The sequence below is a fragment of the Bacillus sp. T2.9-1 genome (assembly GCF_950097965.1).
Lineage (GTDB): Bacteria > Bacillota > Bacilli > Bacillales > Cytobacillaceae > Niallia > Niallia hominis.
This window is the reverse complement of record NZ_CATNHG010000086.1, coordinates 21,798-43,368: the sequence shown is the minus strand read 5'-3', so window position 1 is coordinate 43,368 and position 21,571 is coordinate 21,798. Positions and strand designations below refer to the sequence as shown.

Sequence of the window (21,571 nt, the reverse complement as noted above, 5' to 3'; positions counted from 1 at the left end):
CTATATATAGATAAAGAAAATAGTAGAAATTCTTCTTTCTAACCTAGCTATTGTTTTCAAAAGGTCAAAGGCTTATACTAGAATAATGAAAATATGTCTATAAAGAATAGTACATATGAAGAAAAGATTGTTGTTTATATTGCGACAGTACCGAACTTCTGCGGGGAGCAAGTGGTTAACCTGGCTAAATCAGTGGAAACCATGTTATAAAGAAAACAATCTATAAGAACTAACCTAAACCATGTATATTAACAAACTTATGGATGAAACAAGTTCATCGATAAGAGAGGAGTAGTTGAAATGAACGAAAAACAACGTTTAGAAGGACAAAAAATTGAAAGCAATAATTCTTCGGACAAAAAATCCGAAAAGGATTACAGCAAATATTTCGAAACAGTGTATAAAGCACCATCTTTAAAAGATGCCAAAAGACGTGGAAAAGAAGAAGTTCGTTATGAAAAAGATTTCTCTATTTCCGAACAATTCCGTGGAATGGGAGAAGGACGCAAATTCTACATTCGCACATACGGTTGTCAAATGAATGAGCATGATACAGAGGTAATGGCAGGAATTTTCTTAGCATTAGGCTATGAAGCTACAGATACTGTAGATGATGCCAATGTTATTCTTCTTAATACATGCGCGATTCGTGAAAATGCAGAAAATAAAGTATTTGGTGAATTAGGACATTTAAAGCATTTAAAAACAGAAAAACCAGATCTTTTAATCGGGGTTTGTGGCTGTATGTCCCAAGAAGAATCCGTAGTAAATAAGATTTTAAAAACATACACACAAGTAGATATGATCTTTGGAACACATAATATTCACCGTTTACCAAATATTCTTCAAGAAGCATATATGTCTAAAGAAATGGTTGTGGAAGTTTGGTCTAAAGAAGGGGACGTTATCGAGAACCTTCCGAAAGTACGTAACGGAAAAATAAAAGCATGGGTTAATATCATGTATGGCTGTGATAAATTCTGTACCTATTGTATCGTTCCATATACTCGAGGAAAAGAACGTAGCCGCCGTCCAGAGGATATTATTCAAGAAGTACGTCAATTGGCTGCACAAGGTTATAAAGAAATCACCTTGCTTGGTCAAAATGTAAACGCCTATGGAAAAGATTTCACGGACATTGATTTCCGCTTCGGTGATTTAATGGAAGAAATGCGCAAAATTGATATCCCACGTGTTCGTTTTACTACAAGTCATCCACGTGATTTTGATGATCATTTAATCGAAGTGCTTTCTAAAGGCGGTAACTTAGTAGAACATATCCATTTACCAGTTCAGTCTGGTTCATCAGATGTGTTAAAAATTATGGCACGTAAATATACGAGAGAAAAATACTTAGAATTAGTTCGCAAAATGAAGGCAGCTATTCCTAATTTAACACTAACAACAGATATTATTGTTGGGTACCCAAATGAAACAGATGAGCAATTCGAAGAAACATTGTCTCTTTACAAAGAGGTTGGCTTTGAAGCGGCTTATACATTCATTTATTCACCGCGTGAAGGTACGCCAGCTGCGAAAATGAAAGATAATGTTCCAATGGAAGTGAAAAAGGAACGTTTACAGCGCCTAAATGCTTTAGTTAATGAGTATTCTGCTAATTCCATGAAGGGCTACCAAGATCAAATTGTGGAAGTCCTTGTGGAAGGGGAAAGTAAGAATAATCCAGATGTACTTGCTGGATATACACGCAAAAACAAGCTAGTAAACTTTGTTGGACCAAAATCAGCTATCGGTAAACTTGTATCTGTTAAAATTACGGATGCGAAAACATGGTCATTAAACGGGGAAATGATTGAGGTATTAGAAGCGGAAGCTGTTGAGGCAAACTAATGGCTAAGTATACAAAAGAAGAAATCATCGAGCGAACAGAACAACTTGCCAAGATGATTCGTGATACAGAAGAAGTCGAATTTTATCAGCGGGCAGAACAGCAAATCAATCAAAACAAAAAAGTGAATGATCGAATTGCTCAAATCAAAAAATTGCAAAAACAAGCAGTCAATCTTCAGCACTATGGGAAAATTGCCGCTTTAAAAGAAACGGAAGCAAAAATTGATGCCCTGCAAAAAGAAATCGATGAGCTCCCAATCGTCAGCGAGTTTAAAGAATCACAGGAAATCGTCAATGAAATGCTCCAAATGGTAACAAAAACTATCGCAGATACAGTTGAAACCGAAATTCTTTCCGTTGATAAGAAGAAAGAAGAGTAAAAAGGGTTTTTGTTAGATTAGAATGTTCATTGAGTTAAATAACGTTTAACATTCTTCCGTTGATTGGAGCTGAAAGCAATAGGCTTCATTTATTTGCGAATACAATTAAAATGCCCAAAAGTAGAAAAACCAAGCATATTCTCGCTTGGTTTTTTACTTATTTTGATTATTTAAAATGTTAATTGCTCGTAAGAAAGCTTTCCGATATTCCTGTTGTTCCTTCATAGCTGTTTGCAAGGTAGAAAGCAGTGCTTTATTCAGCTGTTTCGTTTCTTTATCTTTCGCATTTCCATTATTAATCGTTTGTTGAAGAAATGTATAGACTAGAAATAGAACAGAATAGTTATCTACATAAGTTAGACTGACAGCACTTCCGCCATTTCCTCCTTCTGCATGTGTATTAACAGAAGGTCCTCCCGTTTCCAATATTTTATCAATAAGTTCCTCTGGTACGCCAAGCTCCTTCAATTTCTCAGCAGTTAAGCCAATATTTTTCTCTTGCGCCATTCTTTTCCCTCCTCCTGTTAGATATGTAAAAGAAAAGGGCAACCATCAATATGATGTTGCCCTTTATTATATGCTTCTCTCTTATAGGAGTGATTATCTTTAAAGGTGATTAACCTTCGTTCACCATTTCAGGGCTGTTTTCGTTGTAAGATACAGCAGTAGCAGCACCAGCAACGTTAGCATTAACTAAAATACCACCAACAAAGAAGTTTAATAAGTTAACACCTACAGCAGCACCACCAGCAGCGCCAGAAGCTGTAAATTGGTTAGCAAGGTTACCATTTCCTTGAGTAGCGTTAGTGAATCCGCGAAGTTCTGCTCCTTTATTTCCAATGCCTTTACCTTTAGCAGTAACATCAGTACCAGCAACGCCAGAACCGTTACCTTTGTGACAATCAGATGTGTAGTTAGACAACATATGATTTCACCTCCTTTCAAAAGTAAGATTAATTCCTTATTTTTTGATGAAATCTGATAAATCTAGTGAAAAAATAGGCTTGCCATTCACGTTTAATTGGAGATTCCCATCATCATTTGAAGCATCAATAACAGGTAATTTCTCCTGTATCTTACTTAATGTTTCTTGATTTATTAAACTCTTTAGCGTTTCTGGATTAAGATTCGGCATTACTTTATCTTTAAGCGAATCTAAATCGATATTAGCCACTTTTTCTTTAATAGAATCTAAGTCAACATTCGATGCAACCTTTTCTTTCACTGCCTCCATGGTTCTTTCAGATACATTGCTTTTTAAACCTTCTGTTAATTTTTGAACCAATCCACCCATTTCAGTAGATAACTTACCGACTAATTCTTGTGCGTATTTAGCTCCTTCTTCACCAGAAACCTCTTTGCCATTTACATTGAATTTAAAATCAAACTGATCGTTGTTATTAAATAACCCTGCCAACTTCCTCACCCCCTTACCGTATACTACAGTATATAAAGATTTGACCAAGCTGTATCCGCGAATGTATTAATACAAACGCATATTTTTTTATGAGTTAAAAATTTTATCGAAGGAATGCTGAGTTTTACCCATAAATAGAATGGAAGTAGATCCATTCAAAGGCATGGAGTGGAGCTTTGCAAAAGCAAGGATATCCGTCTAGAAAAATGGCTAATATCGGCACACTTACCCAAGTTTTACATACAATGAAGTAGATTTAAGCATTACTTACAGTCTTTAAAATTTGTCGCACACTAGACTCCTATCCCGCATAGGATGAAATGAAAATGAATGAGGAGGTTTCGCTCGAACATGGGAGAATATAGAGAGATTATTACAAAGGCAGTCGTAGCGAAAGGACGCAAATTCACAAAATCCAATCATACGATCTGTCCAGACAACAGCCCTTCAAGCATCTTGGGCTGCTGGATTATCAACCATACGTATGAAGCAGAAAAGGTTGGTAAAACAGTAGAAATTTGCGGATACTATGACATAAATGTTTGGTATTCCTATAATGACAACACACAAACAGAAGTAGTTACAGAGCGTGTAAAATATACAGATGTCATTAAACTAAAGTATCGCGATCCTGACTGCCTAGAAGACCACGATGTGATTGCAACAGTATTACAGCAACCAAACTGTATCGAAGCAGTAATTTCTCCAAATGGCAATAAAATTATTGTTCATGTAGAAAGAGAATTTATTGTAGAAGTTATTGGAGAAACAAAAATTTGTGTAGAAGTATGCACAGATGAATGTGGTAAAGATGACGACACATGGTTTGAAGATGACGTAGAAGACGAAGAATTTGAAGAATTAAATCCAGACTTTTTAGTAGGCGGAGAAGAAGAGTAAAGGCTAGGAGCTTCCTAGTCTTTTTTTCTATGCTTATTACCTGATAGTAGCATTGTAGAAAGCTGAATGATAGAAGCTTTACTTGTGAAGCACTACTAGTCGAATGTTTTTACGGAAAGAAGGGGAATAGTGTGTCTGCGTCATGTAATGGACTGGTCTAACAAAGAAAAGGAAACCAAATTAGCTGTCTTTTCCCAAAACCCCCCACTCAAATATTCTATTTCTTTATGGTATAATGAGAAAATAATAGATTTGGACTTGGATTTTGGAGGAAGTTATGACAACATATACGCCAATGATACAACAATACTTACAGGTAAAGGCAGATTATCAGGATGCCTTTTTATTTTTTCGTTTAGGAGACTTTTACGAAATGTTCTTTGATGATGCGATCAAAGCATCACAAGAGCTTGAAATTACATTAACAAGCAGAGAAGGGGGCGGAGCAGAACGAATCCCGATGTGTGGAGTTCCTCATCATTCTGCGCCAAACTATATTGAACAGCTTGTTGAGCGTGGCTACAAAGTGGCAATTTGTGAACAAACAGAAGACCCGAAGCAAGCAAAGGGTGTCGTAAAAAGAGAAGTGGTTCAGCTAATCACACCTGGTACGATGATGGAAGGGAAAAATCTATCAGATAAAGAAAACAATTATATTGCAACCATATCAACATTGACAGACGAAAAATTTGGCTTTGCATACAGCGATTTATCGACAGGGGAAAGCAAGGCAACCATATTAACTGGAATCGATTCATTATTGAATGAATTATCGTTATCAGGGGCGAAAGAAGTGGTTGTTGCAGACGACTTTTCAAAAGAGTATTTGAAGAGATTACAGGAGCGGGGAACGATAACCCTTTCGATTGAAAATGATATTGTTGAAAAAGACATGCATGTTTCTTTATTACAAGGAATAGAAGAACAACAGCTGAAAAATACCGTTACTCGTTTGTTCAATTACTTATATCGTACACAAAAACGAAGCCTGGATCACTTACAGCCAGTTTCTATTTATGTAATCGATCAATTTATGAAAATTGATTATTATTCAAAGCGAAATTTAGAGTTAACAGAAACGATTCGTTCAAAAGGGAAAAAAGGTTCACTGCTATGGCTCTTGGATGAAACGAAAACTGCGATGGGTGGCAGATTGCTAAAACAATGGATCGATCGTCCATTATTAAATAAGGACGAGATTGAAAATCGCCAAAACTTAGTAGAAACAATGATTAGTCATTATTTTGAGCGCCAAGATTTGCGAGAAAAATTAAAGGAAGTATACGATTTAGAACGCTTAGCAGGTCGCGTTGCTTTCGGTAATGTCAATGCAAGAGATCTTGTGCAACTAAAAAAATCGTTACAGCAAATACCGATTATTCAGCAAATCGTGGCATCATTCGGGTCAAAAGAAGCAAGCAGCCTTGCAGATAAATTGGATCCATGTGAAGATATTACCGATTTATTAGAACGTGCGATTGTGGAAAATCCGCCACTTTCTATTAAAGAAGGAAATATTATTTTAGATGGTTATCATCCTGAATTAGACAGCTACCGGGATGCAAGTCGAAACGGCAAGACATGGATTGCTCAGCTGGAAAGAGAAGAACGGGAAAAAACGGGCATTAAATCACTAAAGATTGGCTATAACCGTGTATTTGGCTACTATATTGAAGTGACGCGTGCCAATGTTCATCTTTTACAAGAAGGACAATATGAGCGCAAACAGACACTTGCCAATGCAGAACGCTATATTACGCCTGCATTAAAGGAAAAAGAGAGCCTAATCTTACAAGCGGAAGAAAAAATGGTCGAGCTGGAATATGAAATTTTTACGACAATCCGCGAAACGATTAAAGAATATATTCCCCGCTTACAGAAGCTAGCCAAAACAGTAAGTGCACTAGATGTATTGCAGTGTTTTGCAACTGTCAGTGAGGATCGTCGCTATGTGAAGCCGCAATTTTCTGCGGACCGAACACTTTCTATTAAAAATGGCCGTCACCCTGTAGTAGAAAAGGTGATGAACGCACAGAGCTATGTAGCAAATGATTGCACCATGCATAAAGACCGAGAATTACTGTTAATTACAGGACCGAATATGTCTGGTAAAAGTACGTATATGCGCCAGATTGCTTTAACCAGTATTTTAGCGCAAATTGGTTGTTACGTCCCAGCAGACGAAGCAGTTCTTCCGCTATTTGACCAAGTATTTACAAGAATTGGTGCCGCAGATGATCTTATTTCTGGACAGAGTACGTTTATGGTTGAGATGCTAGAAGCGAGAAATGCCCTGTTGCATGCCACCAATAATAGTTTAATCTTATTCGATGAAATTGGCCGAGGCACAAGTACCTATGATGGAATGGCGCTTGCACAAGCCATTATTGAATATATCCACCATGAAGTCGGGGCAAAGACATTATTCTCGACTCACTATCATGAGCTAACCGTACTTGCAGATGAGCTTCCGTCCTTAAGCAATGTTCATGTAAGTGCGATGGAGCAAAATGGAAAAGTTGTCTTCCTTCACAAAATAAAAGAAGGAGCAGCAGATAAAAGCTATGGTATTCACGTCGCCCAGCTTGCAGAATTACCAGAGGCACTTATTGAACGAGCACAAGAGCTATTAACAAGCCTAGAGCAAAAAGATCAATTCGCTGAAGAAGCAGCAGTGGCGGAAGTCGAGCAACCTACCGTAAAAGCAGAAAAGATCGAAGAAGAGGCACAATTATCCTTCTTTGGTACAGAAGAAGAGAAAAAGCCGCACAAAGTGCTTTCTACTAAGGAAAAGCAAATTGTAGCGAAGCTTAAAGAGATAGATATTCTAGAAATGACGCCAATGCAGGCATTAAATACATTATATGAGCTTCATAAAAAAGTCCGAAATGATAGATGAAGTGGATTTGGTGAGTGGGATGAACGTTTGAATAGGGTTATCGTTGAGGAAAGTGGTTTTCATAAGCGAAATGAACGCCAGAAAAAAGAGGAATCCCAGAAAAAGTGGTTATCATACACAAAATAAAAGCCGAAATTAGAACCACCGTTCATTCTAATGCTAAACTACCACCAATCTGAAAATAAGTAAGAAAGAAAAGAGGAGAAACAATGGCAAAGATTATTCAACTGGATGATGCACTCTCGAATAAAATTGCTGCAGGTGAAGTTGTTGAGCGGCCAGCCTCTGTTGTAAAAGAGTTAGTAGAAAATAGTATTGACGCAAAAAGTACTTCGATTGAAATTTTTATCGAAGAGGCTGGTTTGCAAAGCATCCGCATTCTTGATAATGGACTAGGAATTGACGAAGAGGATGTCTTAACTGCTTTTTCCAGACATGCGACAAGTAAAATTAAAGACGAAAATGACTTATTCCGGATTCGTACCCTTGGCTTCAGAGGAGAGGCACTACCAAGTATTGCCTCTGTCTCACAAGTTACCTTAACAACTTCCACTGGGGAAAAGGGTACAACGATCGAACTCAAAGGCGGTCATTTAGTGAAACAGGAAGGCGCACCTGGAAGAAGAGGTACAGAGATTATCGTCAGCGATTTGTTCTTTAATACGCCAGCAAGATTAAAATATATGAAATCGATTCATACTGAGCTTGGCAATATTACTGATATCGTCAATCGACTTGCCCTTGCGCATCCTGATATTAGCTTTCGCCTAGTCCATAATGACCGAAAGCTCCTTCATACGAATGGCAATGGGGATGTAAGACAAGTTCTTGCGAGCATTTATGGCTTAACTATTGCAAAAAAAATGATTCCAATTTCAGCAAGCACCCTTGACTTTAAATTAAGTGGCTATATGGCGCTGCCAGAAATTACACGAGCGTCACGTAACTATATTTCCACGATGATTAATGGACGCTTTATTAAAAACTATTCTCTCGTACGTAGCATTCAGGAAGGCTATCATACGTTGCTGCCGATTGGAAGATATCCAATTGTTCTCTTAAATGTGGAAATGGATCCGATTCTAGTTGATGTCAATGTCCATCCATCGAAAATGGAAGTGCGCTTTAGTAAAGAACAAGAGCTGTATGAACTTGTAAGTACTACCATTAAAGCAGCTTTCAAGAAAAAAGAGCTTATTCCAGCTGGACTAATCCGCGAGAAAAAGACTGCACCAAAAGAAGAGCAAGCAGCGTTTAGCTTTGACACGGTGCGTGAGCCAGCAATGCCAATATCTGCTCCAAAATCAGAACCAACTGTTTCGATTTCAACAGAAGAGCAAGAGGAAAAGCCAACTTGGAACGAGCCAATAGAAGAACCACCAAGTAGTTGGCAAGCTGGAGAAGCTAGAGAAGAAACAACAATAACAGATACCACAGCCTTTTTCTTTGAACAGAAAGGAAGCAATTTCATTCCAACTGCACCAGTAGAAGAGATAGAGGAAACGTGGGGTGAGGAAGAAATAGCCGACGTCGTGGAAGGTCCCAGAGTTCCGCCCCTTTATCCAATTGGGCAAATGCACGGAACTTACATCTTTGCGCAAAACGAAAGAGGACTATACATCATCGACCAGCACGCAGCCCAAGAACGAATCAAATACGAATTTTTCCGGGAAAAAGTTGGAGAAGTGCATAATGAATTACAGGAAATGCTCATCCCATTAACATTAGATTATTCTCTAGATGAATGGATGAAAATAGAAGAAAATAAAGCTGAATTAGAAAAAGTAGGCGTATTTCTCGAACCATTTGGCCAGCAAAGCTACCTAGTTCGCTCCCATCCACAATGGTTCCCAAAAGGAGAAGAAAAAGAAACAATCGAAGAAATGATCGAACAAGTTCTCTCCATGAGAAAAGTAGACATCAAGCTTTTACGAGAAGAAGCAGCCATTATGATGAGCTGCAAAGGCTCTATTAAAGCAAACCGCCATTTGCGAAATGATGAGATTCAAAGTTTATTAGACAAACTTCGGACTACATCCGATCCATTTACCTGTCCGCATGGTAGACCGATTATTGTGCATTATTCGACTTATGAGATGGAGAAGATGTTCAAGAGAGTTATGTAAATAATAAAGTGAGCCCCTATAATATTCCTTATTGAACTAGAAAAATACACTAATTGAATGGGAAGGCTTAGAATTTAATCATCTTGTGTAATATAAAGGTCTGCCCCGAAAATCAGCATCCACTGATTTTTGGGGTAGACCTTTTTTTCATTCACAAAGTGAAACTTTTTCACTATTCAAACGTATTTCCTAAGAGAGGGGTGAGTAAAATAAATAAATTTGTAAGAAAATTTATGTCCATTTTATTCATTGTATTGTTGCCAATGGTAGTTGGGTGTTCGGCTCAAAATGCCTCAGAGGAAAAAAACAGTAAAACACTTGAAACGGTATTGAACGAAACGTTTACCGTACCTAATAAGGAGCTTCGTGATATTTTAGAAGATCCAAATAATTACACGATAATAGCTGCGAAAGAAAAAATTAATTCAACTAATAACTTGGATGCTTATTTAGTGAAGAAGTATAAGGCATATTTTACTTCCTATAAAAAATTCGAGCTTAATCTAAATAAAGCGTTAAAAGAATTGGAAAATCATGAAATAATAGATGTGAAGTTTGCGGTGAACAATGAACCTTTTACGGAGCAAGAAATCTACGCAGCAGTCATTTTATATAAAGCATAAGGTTTCAATAAATTCTTTTCCAATTCTAATCCGTAAACAAAAATGTCAGGAGCTGTTTAATTATGAAAAAATTACTTGCTTCCTTTCTTATTTTATTCACTTTGCTTGGTTGTTCTAATAAAGGGAAAGAGTCTGACGTAAAATCAAGTGATACTGATTCACTCGAAGAACAAATTTCGAGTGTAATAGCAGAACATCAATTAAAGAATAAAGAAATTATTGATTACGATCTAAAAGATGATTTCATTTATGTTATTTTTAAAAACAAGCATGAAAGCGGCAATACGCATAATCCTGATTTAGTTATTTTAGAGAATAAGGAAGGAAAGGTAAATTGGGTAGCGGGTCCAGAGGATCGTACAGGGTCTGTTGATACGTCTATGATATTTGCAAGAGAAGATGGTCCTACTGTTACTATTACGATGCCAACGGGAAATACAGCTGTCAAAGAGGTAAAAGTGCTTGGAGAATCTGCAAAAGCAGTAACCTATTTAGAGCATTTTACAGATGATTTTTCAAGAGCATATACCTATTGGATTTCTTATACAAAGGAAGAACCTACGTATGAGGATATTGAAGTGATTACGGAGTAGGGAAAGATAATCAATTTTTTTGTATAAGAGGAGATTTATATGGAAATAATCACATTCGGCAAAAAAGAAGAAGGGAAAGAATACATCATAAGACCTGCAGCGTATTGTGTGATCTTTAATAAGCAGAAAGATAAAATTGCCATCATTCAAACTAGTGATGGCAACTACTTTCTTCCGGGTGGAGGAATAGAAAAGAATGAGACCCATAAAGAATGCTTAGTAAGAGAAGCTTTGGAAGAAATGGGAATGGACATTGAAATAAATTCCTTTATTGGGAGTGCGCGCAGATATTTTTACTCAACAAATGAATATAAGTATTATCTGAGTGAAGGGTATTTCTATATATGCAAGATCGTTAAACAAATAGGGGAACCAACAGAGGAAGGTCATTTTCTAAAATGGCTAGAACCAATTCAAGCAATAGAAGGTTTATTTCATGAACATCAAAGCTGGGCAATTCAGGAAGCATTACGAAAAGGATAACAATTTTCACTTATCTGAGCTTGGAGGCGTAATAAATGGAATACTATAAATATTTAAGGCAGCATGTAGGGCATAAGCCACTTATTCTACCTGGTTCTGTTGTCATCATGCTAAATGAACAAGAGGAAGTGTTATTGCAAAAAAGGCTTGATGGATATTGGGGATTGCCAGGTGGGTTAATGGATTTAGGGGAGAGCTTTGAAGAAGTAGCAAGAAGAGAGGTCTTTGAAGAAACAGGATTAAAAGTTGAAAATCTTACATTACTAAATGTATTTTCTGGTTCTGATTATTATTTTAAAATCCCCAATGGCGATGAAGTATATGCAGTAACAGCAGTGTATTTTACGAAAGATATAAGTGGAGAAATGAACATTGATTATAATGAGTCAGAAAAAATGCAGTATTTTCCTTTAAATAAATTGCCTAGTGAATTATCGGATGAATATAGAGGATATCTGGAGAAATATATAGAATGGGAAAATAATGTGTTGTGATAGCGGAAGCATTTAATTATAAGAGGTGTAGGAATGGAAAATCTAGAACAGCTCAGAATAAAATTAAAGACAATTGAAAAATGGGAGAAAAACCAAAAAGGGTTGTTCTTCTGGGAAAAAATCGGGCGGCTTCCATTTGTGCTGTTAGACAAATGGACACCGAAATACATACAAGACAAAATACATATCCTATTAGATGAAATTGCAGTATATATTGACAATGGCGGAAAATATTTAGTGAATAAGGAAAAAACAGTACATAAAGTAAAAAAAGAATTATCCTTACAGAAGGATATAAAACTTGATGATATAAAATACTTTTCTATTGATTCCATGGAAAAGACAGCAGAAGCCTTTATAAAAAGTCATGCTAAGAATGCGCAAATTCAGGGGGCTACAACTGGATTTGGGGGGATTTTTACTCTCGCTGTAGATATTCCCCTTATTTTTGGGATTACCTTAAAGACTATACAAGAAGTGGCGGTTGCATATGGATATGACCCATCCAATAAGGAAGAACGAATATTCATGATCAAATGTATGCAATTTACGTCATCTGATATAGTTGGAAAAAAAGCAATCTTAAATGAATTGACAAATGCACAAGAGGAGGAAGGCTTTGCGCAGCTACAAGGCTGGAGAGAGGTATTCGCCTCTTATCGAGATAATTTTGGTTGGAAAAAGCTGTTTCAAATGATTCCCGTCGCTGGAATGATTTTTGGTGCGTATATGAATAAATCAGCCATAAAAGATGTGGGAGAAGTTGCGAATAAGCTCTATCAAAAGCGTAGGGTATTGGAGAGAATAGAGCAATACACAGGTAAGGTGGAGTAGTCCTTCTTTTTTTGATTACAAGGAAGATTGAATCGGCTACAATCTTCATATAAGACAAGTAAGTATAAAATATGCGCTTGTTTTTATGTAAGTTCCCCCTAATCGAATAGGGAGGGCACTGAAAAAGTCTAGTTCTCCAAATAAAATGAGGTTTTATTTATTTGAAAGCGAATAATAAGTTGGTTTGGAGAGGTGTCCGCTTGACTCCTATGGGAGCAGCGAGAAAGTCCGAGACCCTGCAGGAGCGTGAGCTGTGAAGCGGCTCGGCGCTCGCCCCAATGAGTCATGTGGTCACCTCGGAAAACAATTTACACATCTAAGTTTAAAAGGCGGTTACAATCAATCATCAATAGCTATCAGTTTTTCAGTGCCCTCCGAATAGGGGGCAGGGGTTGGAGCTATTTTCTTTTTGGATCCTGGATCGATACATGCTTGGGGCGTTTTGGATACGATGCTTTGCCTGCATCTGGTCCAGTAAGATCATTTCGCTGGTCTAGAACTTTCCCAGTATATTCAATCGGATTTTGCTTGTTCATCTTTACCACCTCCAATAATAGGATGGGTAAAAATAAAAATCCAATGACAGGTAATTTTTCCATGGAGGAGTAAACCTTTTTTCATCGATAGGGGAAAAAAGGTTACAAGGATAAAAATTGGAAATGATATCTACTTAAAAGAGTCTGATTCAAATGAAAAATTCCATTCCGATTAGCTTCGTTTTGTTTTGTTCGATTTGTACTATTGAGAAAGTGTCCGCTCTTTACTTCTTGGTTATTTGATCCAAAAATAGCTCATATTAAGTTATACACACTTAAAAAAGGAGTTATAGATAATTGAATCAAATAAAGATATTCTCGCTTATACCTATATTTTTACAAATACTGTTAAATGCTTCCCTGTTTCTTATAGGATTGATTTTAAGTTTTCTGCTTATAAAGGAAACATGGTATATTTTTACATATGTAGCCTTTGTACCAGAGAATGAACAAGATTATTATTTATTCACAGAGGAGCTGCTTACTTACTTTTTATACTTTGAATTTATCGCTTTAATTATAAAGTATTTTGGATCTCAGTTTCACTTTCCGTTACGCTATCTTATTTACATTGCTATTACAGCAATTGTAAGACTAATTATTATTGAGCATGATGATCCAATTAATGCTTTCTGGTGGGCATTGGCTATTCTCATTTTAATTATTTCCTTATTATTAACAAACTTAAAACTTCTAAAAAAGGATTATTAATCCATTATGTTTCCTTATTGAATAAAAGGATTAGATGGGGGGGATGTAGAAACAAATATGGGGGGTGATAAAGGAAGGAGGAACAGTATGGGGAAATTCAGTTTGTTTGGAAAATTTACTGTTCAAGAGGGCGAACGTGAAACAATGGTTGCTATTTTGTTGGAAGCAGCAGAATCAATGAAGAATCTGGATGAATGTGAAGTGTATCTTGTTAATATTTCTGAAAGTGATCCAAATTCTGTTTATATTTATGAAGTTTGGAGTAATGAAAATGCCCATCAAGCCTCTCTGACTCTTGAAGTCACACAAACATTAATAAGGCGCGCCAAACCACTCCTTACTGGAATGGAAAGAATCAATACTCTTCAAACAATAGGTGGAAAAGGAGTACGATCAAAGTCTTACTAGTTTCAATAGCCTCAAAGTTCAGATGTTACATACTATGTAAAAATTAAGCGTCTATCCCTTTTTTTCATAAAGGTAGACGTTTTTTCTTATTTAATAAGAAATAGAAGGCTAAATAATAGCTTTAGAGAAAAACTAGACTACAAAAAGAAGGAACATTAAGGTAAAATAGACTTTTATATAGCTAATGGACCATTTTTTTCGAGTAATTTAGAAAGATACAATAGTATTGTGAGGATTTTTTAAATGATAGACAATGAATTTTTACCTAGTATAAAGCTTTATCGTATGATTATTGGCATTTTTATTGTATTAATGAGTGCAGGGTTAGTTTTAATATACATAGAAGATGATCGAATCATTTCTTTATCTTTCCTTTTGCAATTTATATTCGTTATAAGCATTTCTGTGCTATTAATCATCTTTCCAAAAAGGGATTCCGTAAATTATAGAGCTGCGATTATTATTTGCATGTCAGCATACTTTTTCTTTATGTATTTACGGTTTCCCGAGAGATTTGCTTTGCTATTACTTATTAGTTTTATCCCAGTTATTCCAGTGTTATTTTTGCATATCCGATTATTCTATATCACATTGATTGGTAACATTACAATTACTATTAGCATTATTATCTACATGATGATGGTTGATACACCTAGTATACATATTTATAATTATTTGGACTTCTTTGGAGTTGCGATTAATTTCTTGGCGACACAGCTTTTGCTACTTTTTCTTTTTCTTCTCTTCCAAAAAAGGATGAAGAATCAAGAATTATATTACGATCAAGTGAAGCAAGCTGAAAAACTTAGGACAACTGGACAGCTTGCGGCAGCTGTTGCACATGAAATTCGCAATCCTATAACGGTGGTAAAAGGATTTATTCAACTACATGAAAATGATAAGGCATTGCCAGAACATATCAAAAAGCATTACAAACTAATGTTGGATGAGCTACAAGTTGCCGAAACGGTTATTTCTGATTTTTTATCACTGGCAAAACCGGCGGAAACCAAGATGGAGATTGTATCGGTCAATACTGCACTTCATACTGTGATGGACTTACTAAACACCTATGCTATGAATGATACGATTCATATTGAATTAGAAATGGCAAGAGATTATGAAATTAAATGTAATATAATGGAGTTTAAGCAATTATTTATAAATTTATTAAAAAATGCGATTGAAGCTTCTCATCATGGAGATACAATTCGAGTAAAAGTGACCGGTGAACAGGATAATGTGAAAATAATGATAATCGATAGCGGTTCTGGAATGAGCCGAGAACAACAGGAGCAGATAGGAACCCCTTTCTATTCCTTAAAAGCCAAAGGTACAGGACTCGGCTTAATGATCTGTTATAGCATTATCCAAAAGTATGATGGAATGATTAACATTTGGAGCGAGGAAGGAAAGGGGACAGAGGTGACAGTCACCTTTCCTATTGTTAAAATCGATTCTTTGTAAAATTTTGTGTGAAACGTCTGACTCCTTGCTACATAAGGATTTAGACGTTTTTTTATTAGGTGGAGGATTCGTTGAAAAAACTTTTTAAAAGGTTATCTGCCTATTATTTCATTTATAGAATAATAATTTATTTTTTAGGTAATCGGACAGGGATTTCATTGAATAAAACTATAAAAAAGAATGCTTTTCATTTTTTTTAGGGCAAACGAAGTATTCTTATTTTCTTAATAAAAATTTTGTTAATGAATCTTTTTTTTATACTATATTTTAGGGGTGACAAAAATGCCAAGAGTTAGCTACAAAAGTTCAGACGTTGACCTAATGGCAAGGATGATGAGGGCGGAAGCAGAAGGGGAAGGCCCACAAGGAATGCTGTATGTTGGAAATGTAATTGTTAATCGTCTTAAAGCAGATTGTACAGATTTTAAAGGTTTAAGAACCATTTCACAGGTTATTTTTCAAGTACAAGGAGGAAATTATTCTTTTGAAGCTGTTCAAAAAGGGAATGTATTTTATCAAAGAGCAAGAGCAGCTGAAAAAAATTAGCAAAACAAAATTTAGATTACTGGCGAGAACATCCAGGAAAATATGCCCTTTGGTATTTCAATCCATATGCTCCATGTCCTCCAACGTGGTATGGTCAACCGTTTGCAGGTCAATATAAAGATCATTGTTTTTACGAGCCAAAACCTGGAACCTGTGAAACTGTTTATACAGGAGGATAAGCCTATTTTAATCTGTACAGTAGATGATGGAGTAGGGTTGCAATAGGTTCATTTGGTAATAAAAAATAAGAGCTCTAAAATCCAATATAAATACAGAATTTAGCCCAAGTATCGGAATTAAGTTCAAAGAATTTAAAATATTTATTAGGAGTCTGTAACCTGGTATGCTAATTTCAATGGTTACAGACTCCTTTTTAGAATGAGAATATGAAGTATTTGGAACAGTGTAAATTGTATTTCAATTAGAGTCCAGAATTATCTGAATTTAATCAACACTTAATTGATAATCAAGTTAAGGTCGAGGAGATAAAAGAAGATAATGGTCATACTTTTTTCCACTTTTATGACCCAAATGGTAATAAACTTTAAGTACCTGGTAAGATTATTATCAATAAATTACCTTATTACATTACCGTGTGCTTTAGCCGAGCAAGAAAAAAAATTTATGTAGATTGTTCAAATAATAACAGAAAATTTTGTATAATTCATATTAATGCTACAATAATTTCTAATGATATACGTCTAAAACCTCGATACATAAGGGATTAGACGTTTCTTTATTATATCATAAGTAAGGCTAAGAAGAATTATCACTCAAAATAAGAGTTAACGCTTATTTTATTAGATTAAAAATTGTACAACCTTTTTTTATGCAGTCTTGAGATTACTATTTCTGTAATCTGATGGATTTATAGGACTACATTGTGGAAATTATACTTAAACTACCCTGAGTATTGACTCGAGTAAGATTAATGCTCTTTCTTGTATAAGACCATTAGGCACAGTCTTAAATAAATTTTATAAAAAAACTAGGTTGGTACCTAGAATTAAAAACTTATTTCAAGAAATATAAGAACCAAACTGCATGATTTTGTTCATCATGTGCTGCTCTTTGAAACTCTTCTTTAATTTTTGGATTATCTGTTTTAGATACAATTTCTAAATAAAAATCGACTGTTTCTTGTTCATCTTTAAACGCAAAATCTAATCCTTGTTTATATTTCTTTGGGCATTCTTCACTAATTTTTGGTTTATATTTTTCACCTGTTAATTGTGTATATAAATTTGAAAAGCTATTAAAATGTCTTATTTCATCTTTTCTGATTTCGTTGATTTTATCTTTTATATATTGAGTAGAAGCTAAATTAATTAAATGCTGATAACATGAAATGGCTGAATATTCACCATCTATTGCCTTTTCTATTAAAGTCACAATATTTTCCCTAGAATGAGCATGAAAAGCTGTTGTAAGGCCGGTAACATTTGGAACAAGTGGTCCTAGATAATGATAGTATGCATGTGGATCAGATGGAAGTTGTTTAATGTGATATGTTCCATGCCCATAGTGAACGTGACATGAATTCCCAGGGCAATGTAAAAGCTGATTCCAAGGTCCATGTTTAATAAAGGGATAACCTTTATACATTACACCATCAAGACCGGTGATTATTTCTGGTTGCATGATTTACCTCCTATAATTTGTTTGTATCATATTATGACATCGCTCTTCTATAGATGTTTGTCTCTAAGAGAATTGGGTGTTCAACTCAATTTTATCTGTGGATTGTTTTTTTCACTTTTATTTAATAAAAGTCTGGGTATTGATAATAAGGGTATATTTTCTTTTCTGCCTTTAGTAATTTTAAAAAATATCCTGATATATATTTCACCACCATTATAAATACTAAAAGTTAAGGAGTGTGACAAATGTTTGATTATACTGTAGAAACCAGTAAAAATATTAGTGAGGCAATCTATAGCTTGGAAGAAAATTTAAAAGAAGAAAAGTTTGGTGTATTATGGATGTTTGATATAAAAGATAAACTTCAAGAGAAAGGACTAGAGTTTGAATCTGACTATAAAGTTTTAGAGGTTTGTAACCCACATGAAGCACAAAGAGTGTTAAAGGAGAATTTGTTAGTTGGTTATTTCTTGCCATGTAAAATGATTGTTTATACCGACCAGGGAAAAACTAAAATTGGCATGCCGAGACCAACAGCTTTAATTAACTTAGCAAATAATGAAGAAATCAAAAAACTTGCACAAGATATTGAGGTCCGTTTAATTAGCTGTATTAATAAAAGTATATAAAGTTGAAGAGTTGAGTTAATAAGTTTCTTTAATCCTTGAAAAACTATATGATTCAAGACCTGTTTCCATGTAATTAGATCAGGTCTAATGTTATTCCGCACATTGAATTTAAACTTTTTTAATAGGCTTTTTTCGTAAAGTTTGTTGCTATCGCCCTCAGCCGGAATACTTCGCTTTTCCGTGGGGCAGATAAATATCCCTTTCGCATATGGGAATATATGGATGTAATACTCAAAAAACTAGAAAAGAGATTTACCGATGATTTTTAGGATTAATCATCGGTTTTTCAGTTGTCTCACTCAAGCTCCTGCAGAGTCTCAGACTGTCCTCGCTAATCCCACAGTAGGGAGTCTACGTGTATTTGGCTGCTCTATTTTCCAACTAATTCTTTTTTTCTATTGAAAAAACAGTCTTTTAGAAGAAATGCGCTTAAAAAAATGATTGGATGGAATATTTTTACAATATTATAAGTATTTAATTGTGAAGATATTGTGAAATAAACTCAAATAACCTTCACAAAATTAATTTATATTTTATAATACCCATACAGGTATAAACCTATCGGGGTATATTCAAGGGTATTGATTGGAATTAAATTAAAAATAGTTGGAGGGAATAACATGTCACAGAAACTCATTATAGTAGGTGGAGTTGCAGGTGGAGCAACAGCTACAGCAAGGTTAAGAAGAATAAGTGAAGATGTAGAAATTGTTCTTATAGAAAGGGGAGAATATATTTCATTTGCTAATTGCGGACTGCCTTATTACATTGGAGAAACAATCAAAGACAGAAGCAAATTATTAGTCCAGACCGTTAAAGGAATGTCGAATCGATTTAATCTGGACATTCGGAATTTTAGTGAAGTATTAAGCATTAATCCCAAAAATAAAAAAGTCACAATTAAGAATTTACAATCAGGGAAAGAGTATGAGGAATCCTATGACAAGTTATTATTGTCACCAGGGGCTAAACCAATCGTCCCACCAATTCCAGGATTAAGTGAAAATGAGGTATTATTTACATTAAGAAATATTCCAGATACAGATAAAATAAAAAAATATGTTGATACCAACCAACCTAAAAAGGCGATAGTAATTGGCGGAGGATTTATTGGAATTGAAATGGCTGAAAACTTGTTGGAAAGAGGAATAGAAGTAACGATTATTGAAATGGCAAAGCAAATTATGGCTCCAATTGATTTTGAAATGGCTAGTATTTTACACGGAAATATAAAAGAAAAAGGTGTGAATCTAATATTAGAAAACGGGGTCCAAGCATTTGCTAATAAGGGAAAAAAAGTTATTCTCTCTGATGGAACAGAAATAGAAACCGATATGACCATTCTTTCTATAGGTGTTAAACCGGAAAATGAATTAGCTAAGGTAGCAGGACTTGAACTAGGAGAGCGTGGAGGAATTGTTGTAAATGAATACCTTCAGACTTCTAATGAGGATATTTATGCTGTCGGGGATGCAGTTGAGGTGGTGGATTATATTAGCGGGAAAAAAGCTATGATTCCACTTGCAGGACCGGCTAACCGACAAGGCAGAATTGCGGCAAATAACATGATGGGGAAAAAGGAGAAGTATCATGGCACATTGGGAACTTCCATTGTTAAAGTATTTGATTTAACAGTTGCGACTACTGGCAATAATGAAAAGACGCTAAAAAGCTTAGGAGTTTCATATGAAGTTGTTCATATTCATCCAAGTTCTCATGCAGGGTATTACCCAGGAGCAGCACCAATTGCTTTAAAATTAATCTTTGATAAAGAAACAGGAAAAATATTTGGTGCACAAGCTATAGGAGCAGATGGTGTTGATAAACGGATTGACGTAATTGCAACAGCAATAAAAGGTGGATTAAAGGTGAATGATTTGACTAATTTAGAATTATCTTATGCTCCCCCATATTCTTCAGCAAAAGACCCTGTTAATATGGCTGGCTATGTAGCTTCTAACATAATGGAAGGTGAATTAGAAATGGTTCAGTGGCATGAAATCGATGAGATTGTTAAAGATGGAGGGTTATTGATTGACGTTCGCGAGCCAATGGAACGGGAATTTGGATATATTAAAGGTTCCTTGAATATTCCGTTAGATGAATTAAGGAACCGATTAGATAGTCTTCCAAAAGAACAAACGATATATGTCAGTTGTCAAGTTGGATTAAGGGGATATCTGGCAAGCAGGATATTAAAAAATAGTGGATATACTGTTAAAAATGTTGATGGAGGTTTTAAAACGTATTCCTCTGTATTTAAAAGCGTTATAAACAAAACGATTGAAACGAAAACAAATCAACTTGAGGAATCAGAAGATATTGATGAAATACCGGTGAATGCTGTTGTTGATGTTACTGGTTTATCTTGCCCAATGCCGATTGTAAAACTAAAAAAAGCGATTGAGCAGTTGGATAGCGGTCAAATATTAGAAATCCATGTGACAGATAAAGGTGCATTAAATGATCTGCCTGCATGGTCAAAAAATGCCGGACATATCCTTTTAAAAACAAAACAAGAGGAAAAAGTGATTAAATTTTGGATTGAAAAAAATGAAGAAAAATTAAAGGGAAGCATTTAACTTCTATTTAATCAAAAATACTTTTAAAAGCATGCCTCCTATTTTTGGAGTCATGCTTTTTATCTTTCGCAAAATCATCTGTCAAAGTTAACAGTAAGGTATTGGGGAATATAATTAATAGCTAATGTTTTTGTATACTCATTCTTTGTTGGAGGATATAGTCTTAGTTCCCATAAAATTTATGATTCCTGCCATTTTAATATTTTTTAAGAAACATGATTGCTTTCAACATACGTTTCAAGAGCTGGATGATATTCTTTTTGATAATGATTATCAGGACAAGACTTTTTTACTATTGAATTCATAAAAGCTGTTTTATCCGTTACTAAAGTTTTCTGACATTCAGGGCACTTTTCGCTAAATAAAGTTTTAAATAAACGCATAATGGCACCTCCACAATAACCTTAAAATCATATTGTAATACTTGGTATTATAAATGAGTAGTTAAAAA

21 protein-coding genes and 2 pseudogenes are annotated in these 21,571 nt (G+C 35.2%); 17 read left to right on the top strand and 6 right to left on the bottom strand.

Features of this window, described 5'->3' with window-relative positions; translation table 11 throughout:
- Nucleotides 1–300 precede the first annotated feature (300 nt).
- The gene (gene miaB, locus QQZ16_RS10130; RefSeq protein WP_235247668.1) at nt 301–1,851 is read left to right on the top strand and encodes a tRNA (N6-isopentenyl adenosine(37)-C2)-methylthiotransferase MiaB; all 1,551 of its coding nucleotides are present in this window, start codon (nt 301–303) and stop codon (nt 1,849–1,851) included.
- Nucleotides 1,851–2,231, top strand: coding sequence for a RicAFT regulatory complex protein RicA family protein (locus QQZ16_RS10125; protein ID WP_235247667.1), 381 nt, complete (start codon nt 1,851–1,853; stop codon nt 2,229–2,231). The genes miaB and QQZ16_RS10125 overlap by 1 nt, the downstream gene beginning before the upstream one ends.
- A 153-nt stretch (nt 2,232–2,384) precedes the next feature.
- Here QQZ16_RS10125 and QQZ16_RS10120 read toward each other — a convergent pair whose 3' ends face one another.
- From QQZ16_RS10120 to QQZ16_RS10110, 3 genes are all read right to left on the bottom strand, one after another.
- Nucleotides 2,385–2,738 (bottom strand): hypothetical protein, encoded by a 354-nt coding sequence (locus QQZ16_RS10120; RefSeq protein ID WP_235247666.1) that lies wholly within the window; start codon nt 2,736–2,738, stop codon nt 2,385–2,387.
- Between the two features lie 109 nt (nt 2,739–2,847).
- A complete protein-coding gene (locus QQZ16_RS10115) occupies nt 2,848–3,156 on the bottom strand; it encodes a hypothetical protein (protein WP_031534622.1) in 309 nt (102 codons plus the stop codon).
- Nucleotides 3,157–3,192: 36 nt separating this feature from the next.
- Complete coding sequence (locus tag QQZ16_RS10110) at nt 3,193–3,648, bottom strand: hypothetical protein (protein ID WP_031534623.1); 456 nt, start codon at nt 3,646–3,648, stop codon at nt 3,193–3,195.
- Nucleotides 3,649–3,999: 351 nt separating this feature from the next.
- Here QQZ16_RS10110 and QQZ16_RS10105 point away from each other — a divergent pair, with 351 nt between their 5' ends.
- From QQZ16_RS10105 to QQZ16_RS10070, 8 genes are all read left to right on the top strand, one after another.
- A complete protein-coding gene (locus tag QQZ16_RS10105) occupies nt 4,000–4,548 on the top strand; it encodes an outer spore coat protein CotE (protein ID WP_031534625.1) in 549 nt (182 codons plus the stop codon).
- Nucleotides 4,549–4,825: 277 nt separating this feature from the next.
- On the top strand, nt 4,826–7,447 hold the full coding sequence (mutS, locus tag QQZ16_RS10100) for a DNA mismatch repair protein MutS (RefSeq protein ID WP_235247665.1): 2,622 nt from the start codon (nt 4,826–4,828) through the stop codon (nt 7,445–7,447).
- Nucleotides 7,448–7,656: 209 nt separating this feature from the next.
- On the top strand, nt 7,657–9,573 hold the full coding sequence (mutL, locus tag QQZ16_RS10095; RefSeq protein WP_235247664.1) for a DNA mismatch repair endonuclease MutL: 1,917 nt from the start codon (nt 7,657–7,659) through the stop codon (nt 9,571–9,573).
- Between the two features lie 233 nt (nt 9,574–9,806).
- Nucleotides 9,807–10,196, top strand: a complete 390-nt coding sequence (locus tag QQZ16_RS10090; RefSeq protein ID WP_031534632.1) for a hypothetical protein — start codon at nt 9,807–9,809, stop codon at nt 10,194–10,196.
- A 62-nt stretch (nt 10,197–10,258) separates the two neighbouring features.
- Nucleotides 10,259–10,789 (top strand): hypothetical protein, encoded by a 531-nt coding sequence (locus QQZ16_RS10085; RefSeq protein ID WP_031534634.1) that lies wholly within the window; start codon nt 10,259–10,261, stop codon nt 10,787–10,789.
- 39 nt (nt 10,790–10,828) lie between these two features.
- The gene (locus tag QQZ16_RS10080; protein WP_031534636.1) at nt 10,829–11,272 is read left to right on the top strand and encodes an NUDIX hydrolase; all 444 of its coding nucleotides are present in this window, start codon (nt 10,829–10,831) and stop codon (nt 11,270–11,272) included.
- Nucleotides 11,273–11,307: 35 nt separating this feature from the next.
- Complete coding sequence (locus tag QQZ16_RS10075; protein ID WP_031534639.1) at nt 11,308–11,766, top strand: NUDIX hydrolase; 459 nt, start codon at nt 11,308–11,310, stop codon at nt 11,764–11,766.
- A gap of 33 nt (nt 11,767–11,799) precedes the next feature.
- Nucleotides 11,800–12,600: an EcsC family protein gene (locus tag QQZ16_RS10070; RefSeq protein ID WP_031534641.1), complete on the top strand. Its 801-nt coding sequence runs from the start codon at nt 11,800–11,802 to the stop codon at nt 12,598–12,600.
- A 398-nt stretch (nt 12,601–12,998) separates the two neighbouring features.
- Here QQZ16_RS10070 and QQZ16_RS10065 read toward each other — a convergent pair whose 3' ends face one another.
- Nucleotides 12,999–13,136 carry a hypothetical protein gene (locus QQZ16_RS10065; RefSeq protein ID WP_235247663.1) on the bottom strand — a complete coding sequence of 46 codons (138 nt, stop codon included), beginning with the start codon at nt 13,134–13,136 and terminating at the stop codon, nt 12,999–13,001.
- A 297-nt stretch (nt 13,137–13,433) separates the two neighbouring features.
- On the opposite strand from QQZ16_RS10065, the gene psiE reads away from it, so the two are divergent.
- The 5 genes and pseudogenes from psiE to QQZ16_RS10040 form a co-directional block, all read left to right on the top strand.
- On the top strand, nt 13,434–13,847 hold the full coding sequence (gene psiE, locus QQZ16_RS10060) for a phosphate-starvation-inducible protein PsiE (RefSeq protein WP_035415921.1): 414 nt from the start codon (nt 13,434–13,436) through the stop codon (nt 13,845–13,847).
- Nucleotides 13,848–13,934: 87 nt separating this feature from the next.
- Complete coding sequence (locus QQZ16_RS10055; protein WP_031534644.1) at nt 13,935–14,255, top strand: putative quinol monooxygenase; 321 nt, start codon at nt 13,935–13,937, stop codon at nt 14,253–14,255.
- Nucleotides 14,256–14,498: 243 nt separating this feature from the next.
- Nucleotides 14,499–15,722: a sensor histidine kinase gene (locus tag QQZ16_RS10050; RefSeq protein WP_235247662.1), complete on the top strand. Its 1,224-nt coding sequence runs from the start codon at nt 14,499–14,501 to the stop codon at nt 15,720–15,722.
- 282 nt (nt 15,723–16,004) lie between these two features.
- Nucleotides 16,005–16,447: pseudogene (locus tag QQZ16_RS10045) on the top strand (cell wall hydrolase).
- Between the two features lie 246 nt (nt 16,448–16,693).
- Nucleotides 16,694–16,816, top strand: a pseudogene (locus QQZ16_RS10040) (VOC family protein); the annotation flags it as partial.
- A 466-nt stretch (nt 16,817–17,282) separates the two neighbouring features.
- Here QQZ16_RS10040 and QQZ16_RS10035 read toward each other — a convergent pair.
- On the bottom strand, nt 17,283–17,663 hold the full coding sequence (locus QQZ16_RS10035) for a ferritin-like domain-containing protein (protein WP_031534646.1): 381 nt from the start codon (nt 17,661–17,663) through the stop codon (nt 17,283–17,285).
- A 491-nt stretch (nt 17,664–18,154) separates the two neighbouring features.
- On the opposite strand from QQZ16_RS10035, the gene QQZ16_RS10030 reads away from it, so the two are divergent.
- Complete coding sequence (locus QQZ16_RS10030; protein ID WP_031534647.1) at nt 18,155–18,538, top strand: DUF302 domain-containing protein; 384 nt, start codon at nt 18,155–18,157, stop codon at nt 18,536–18,538.
- Between the two features lie 620 nt (nt 18,539–19,158).
- Nucleotides 19,159–21,120, top strand: a complete 1,962-nt coding sequence (locus QQZ16_RS10025) for a CoA-disulfide reductase (RefSeq protein ID WP_235247661.1) — start codon at nt 19,159–19,161, stop codon at nt 21,118–21,120.
- Between the two features lie 206 nt (nt 21,121–21,326).
- On the opposite strand, the gene QQZ16_RS10020 is transcribed toward QQZ16_RS10025, so the two are convergent.
- Complete coding sequence (locus QQZ16_RS10020) at nt 21,327–21,503, bottom strand: hypothetical protein (protein ID WP_235247660.1); 177 nt, start codon at nt 21,501–21,503, stop codon at nt 21,327–21,329.
- Nucleotides 21,504–21,571 lie beyond the last annotated feature (68 nt).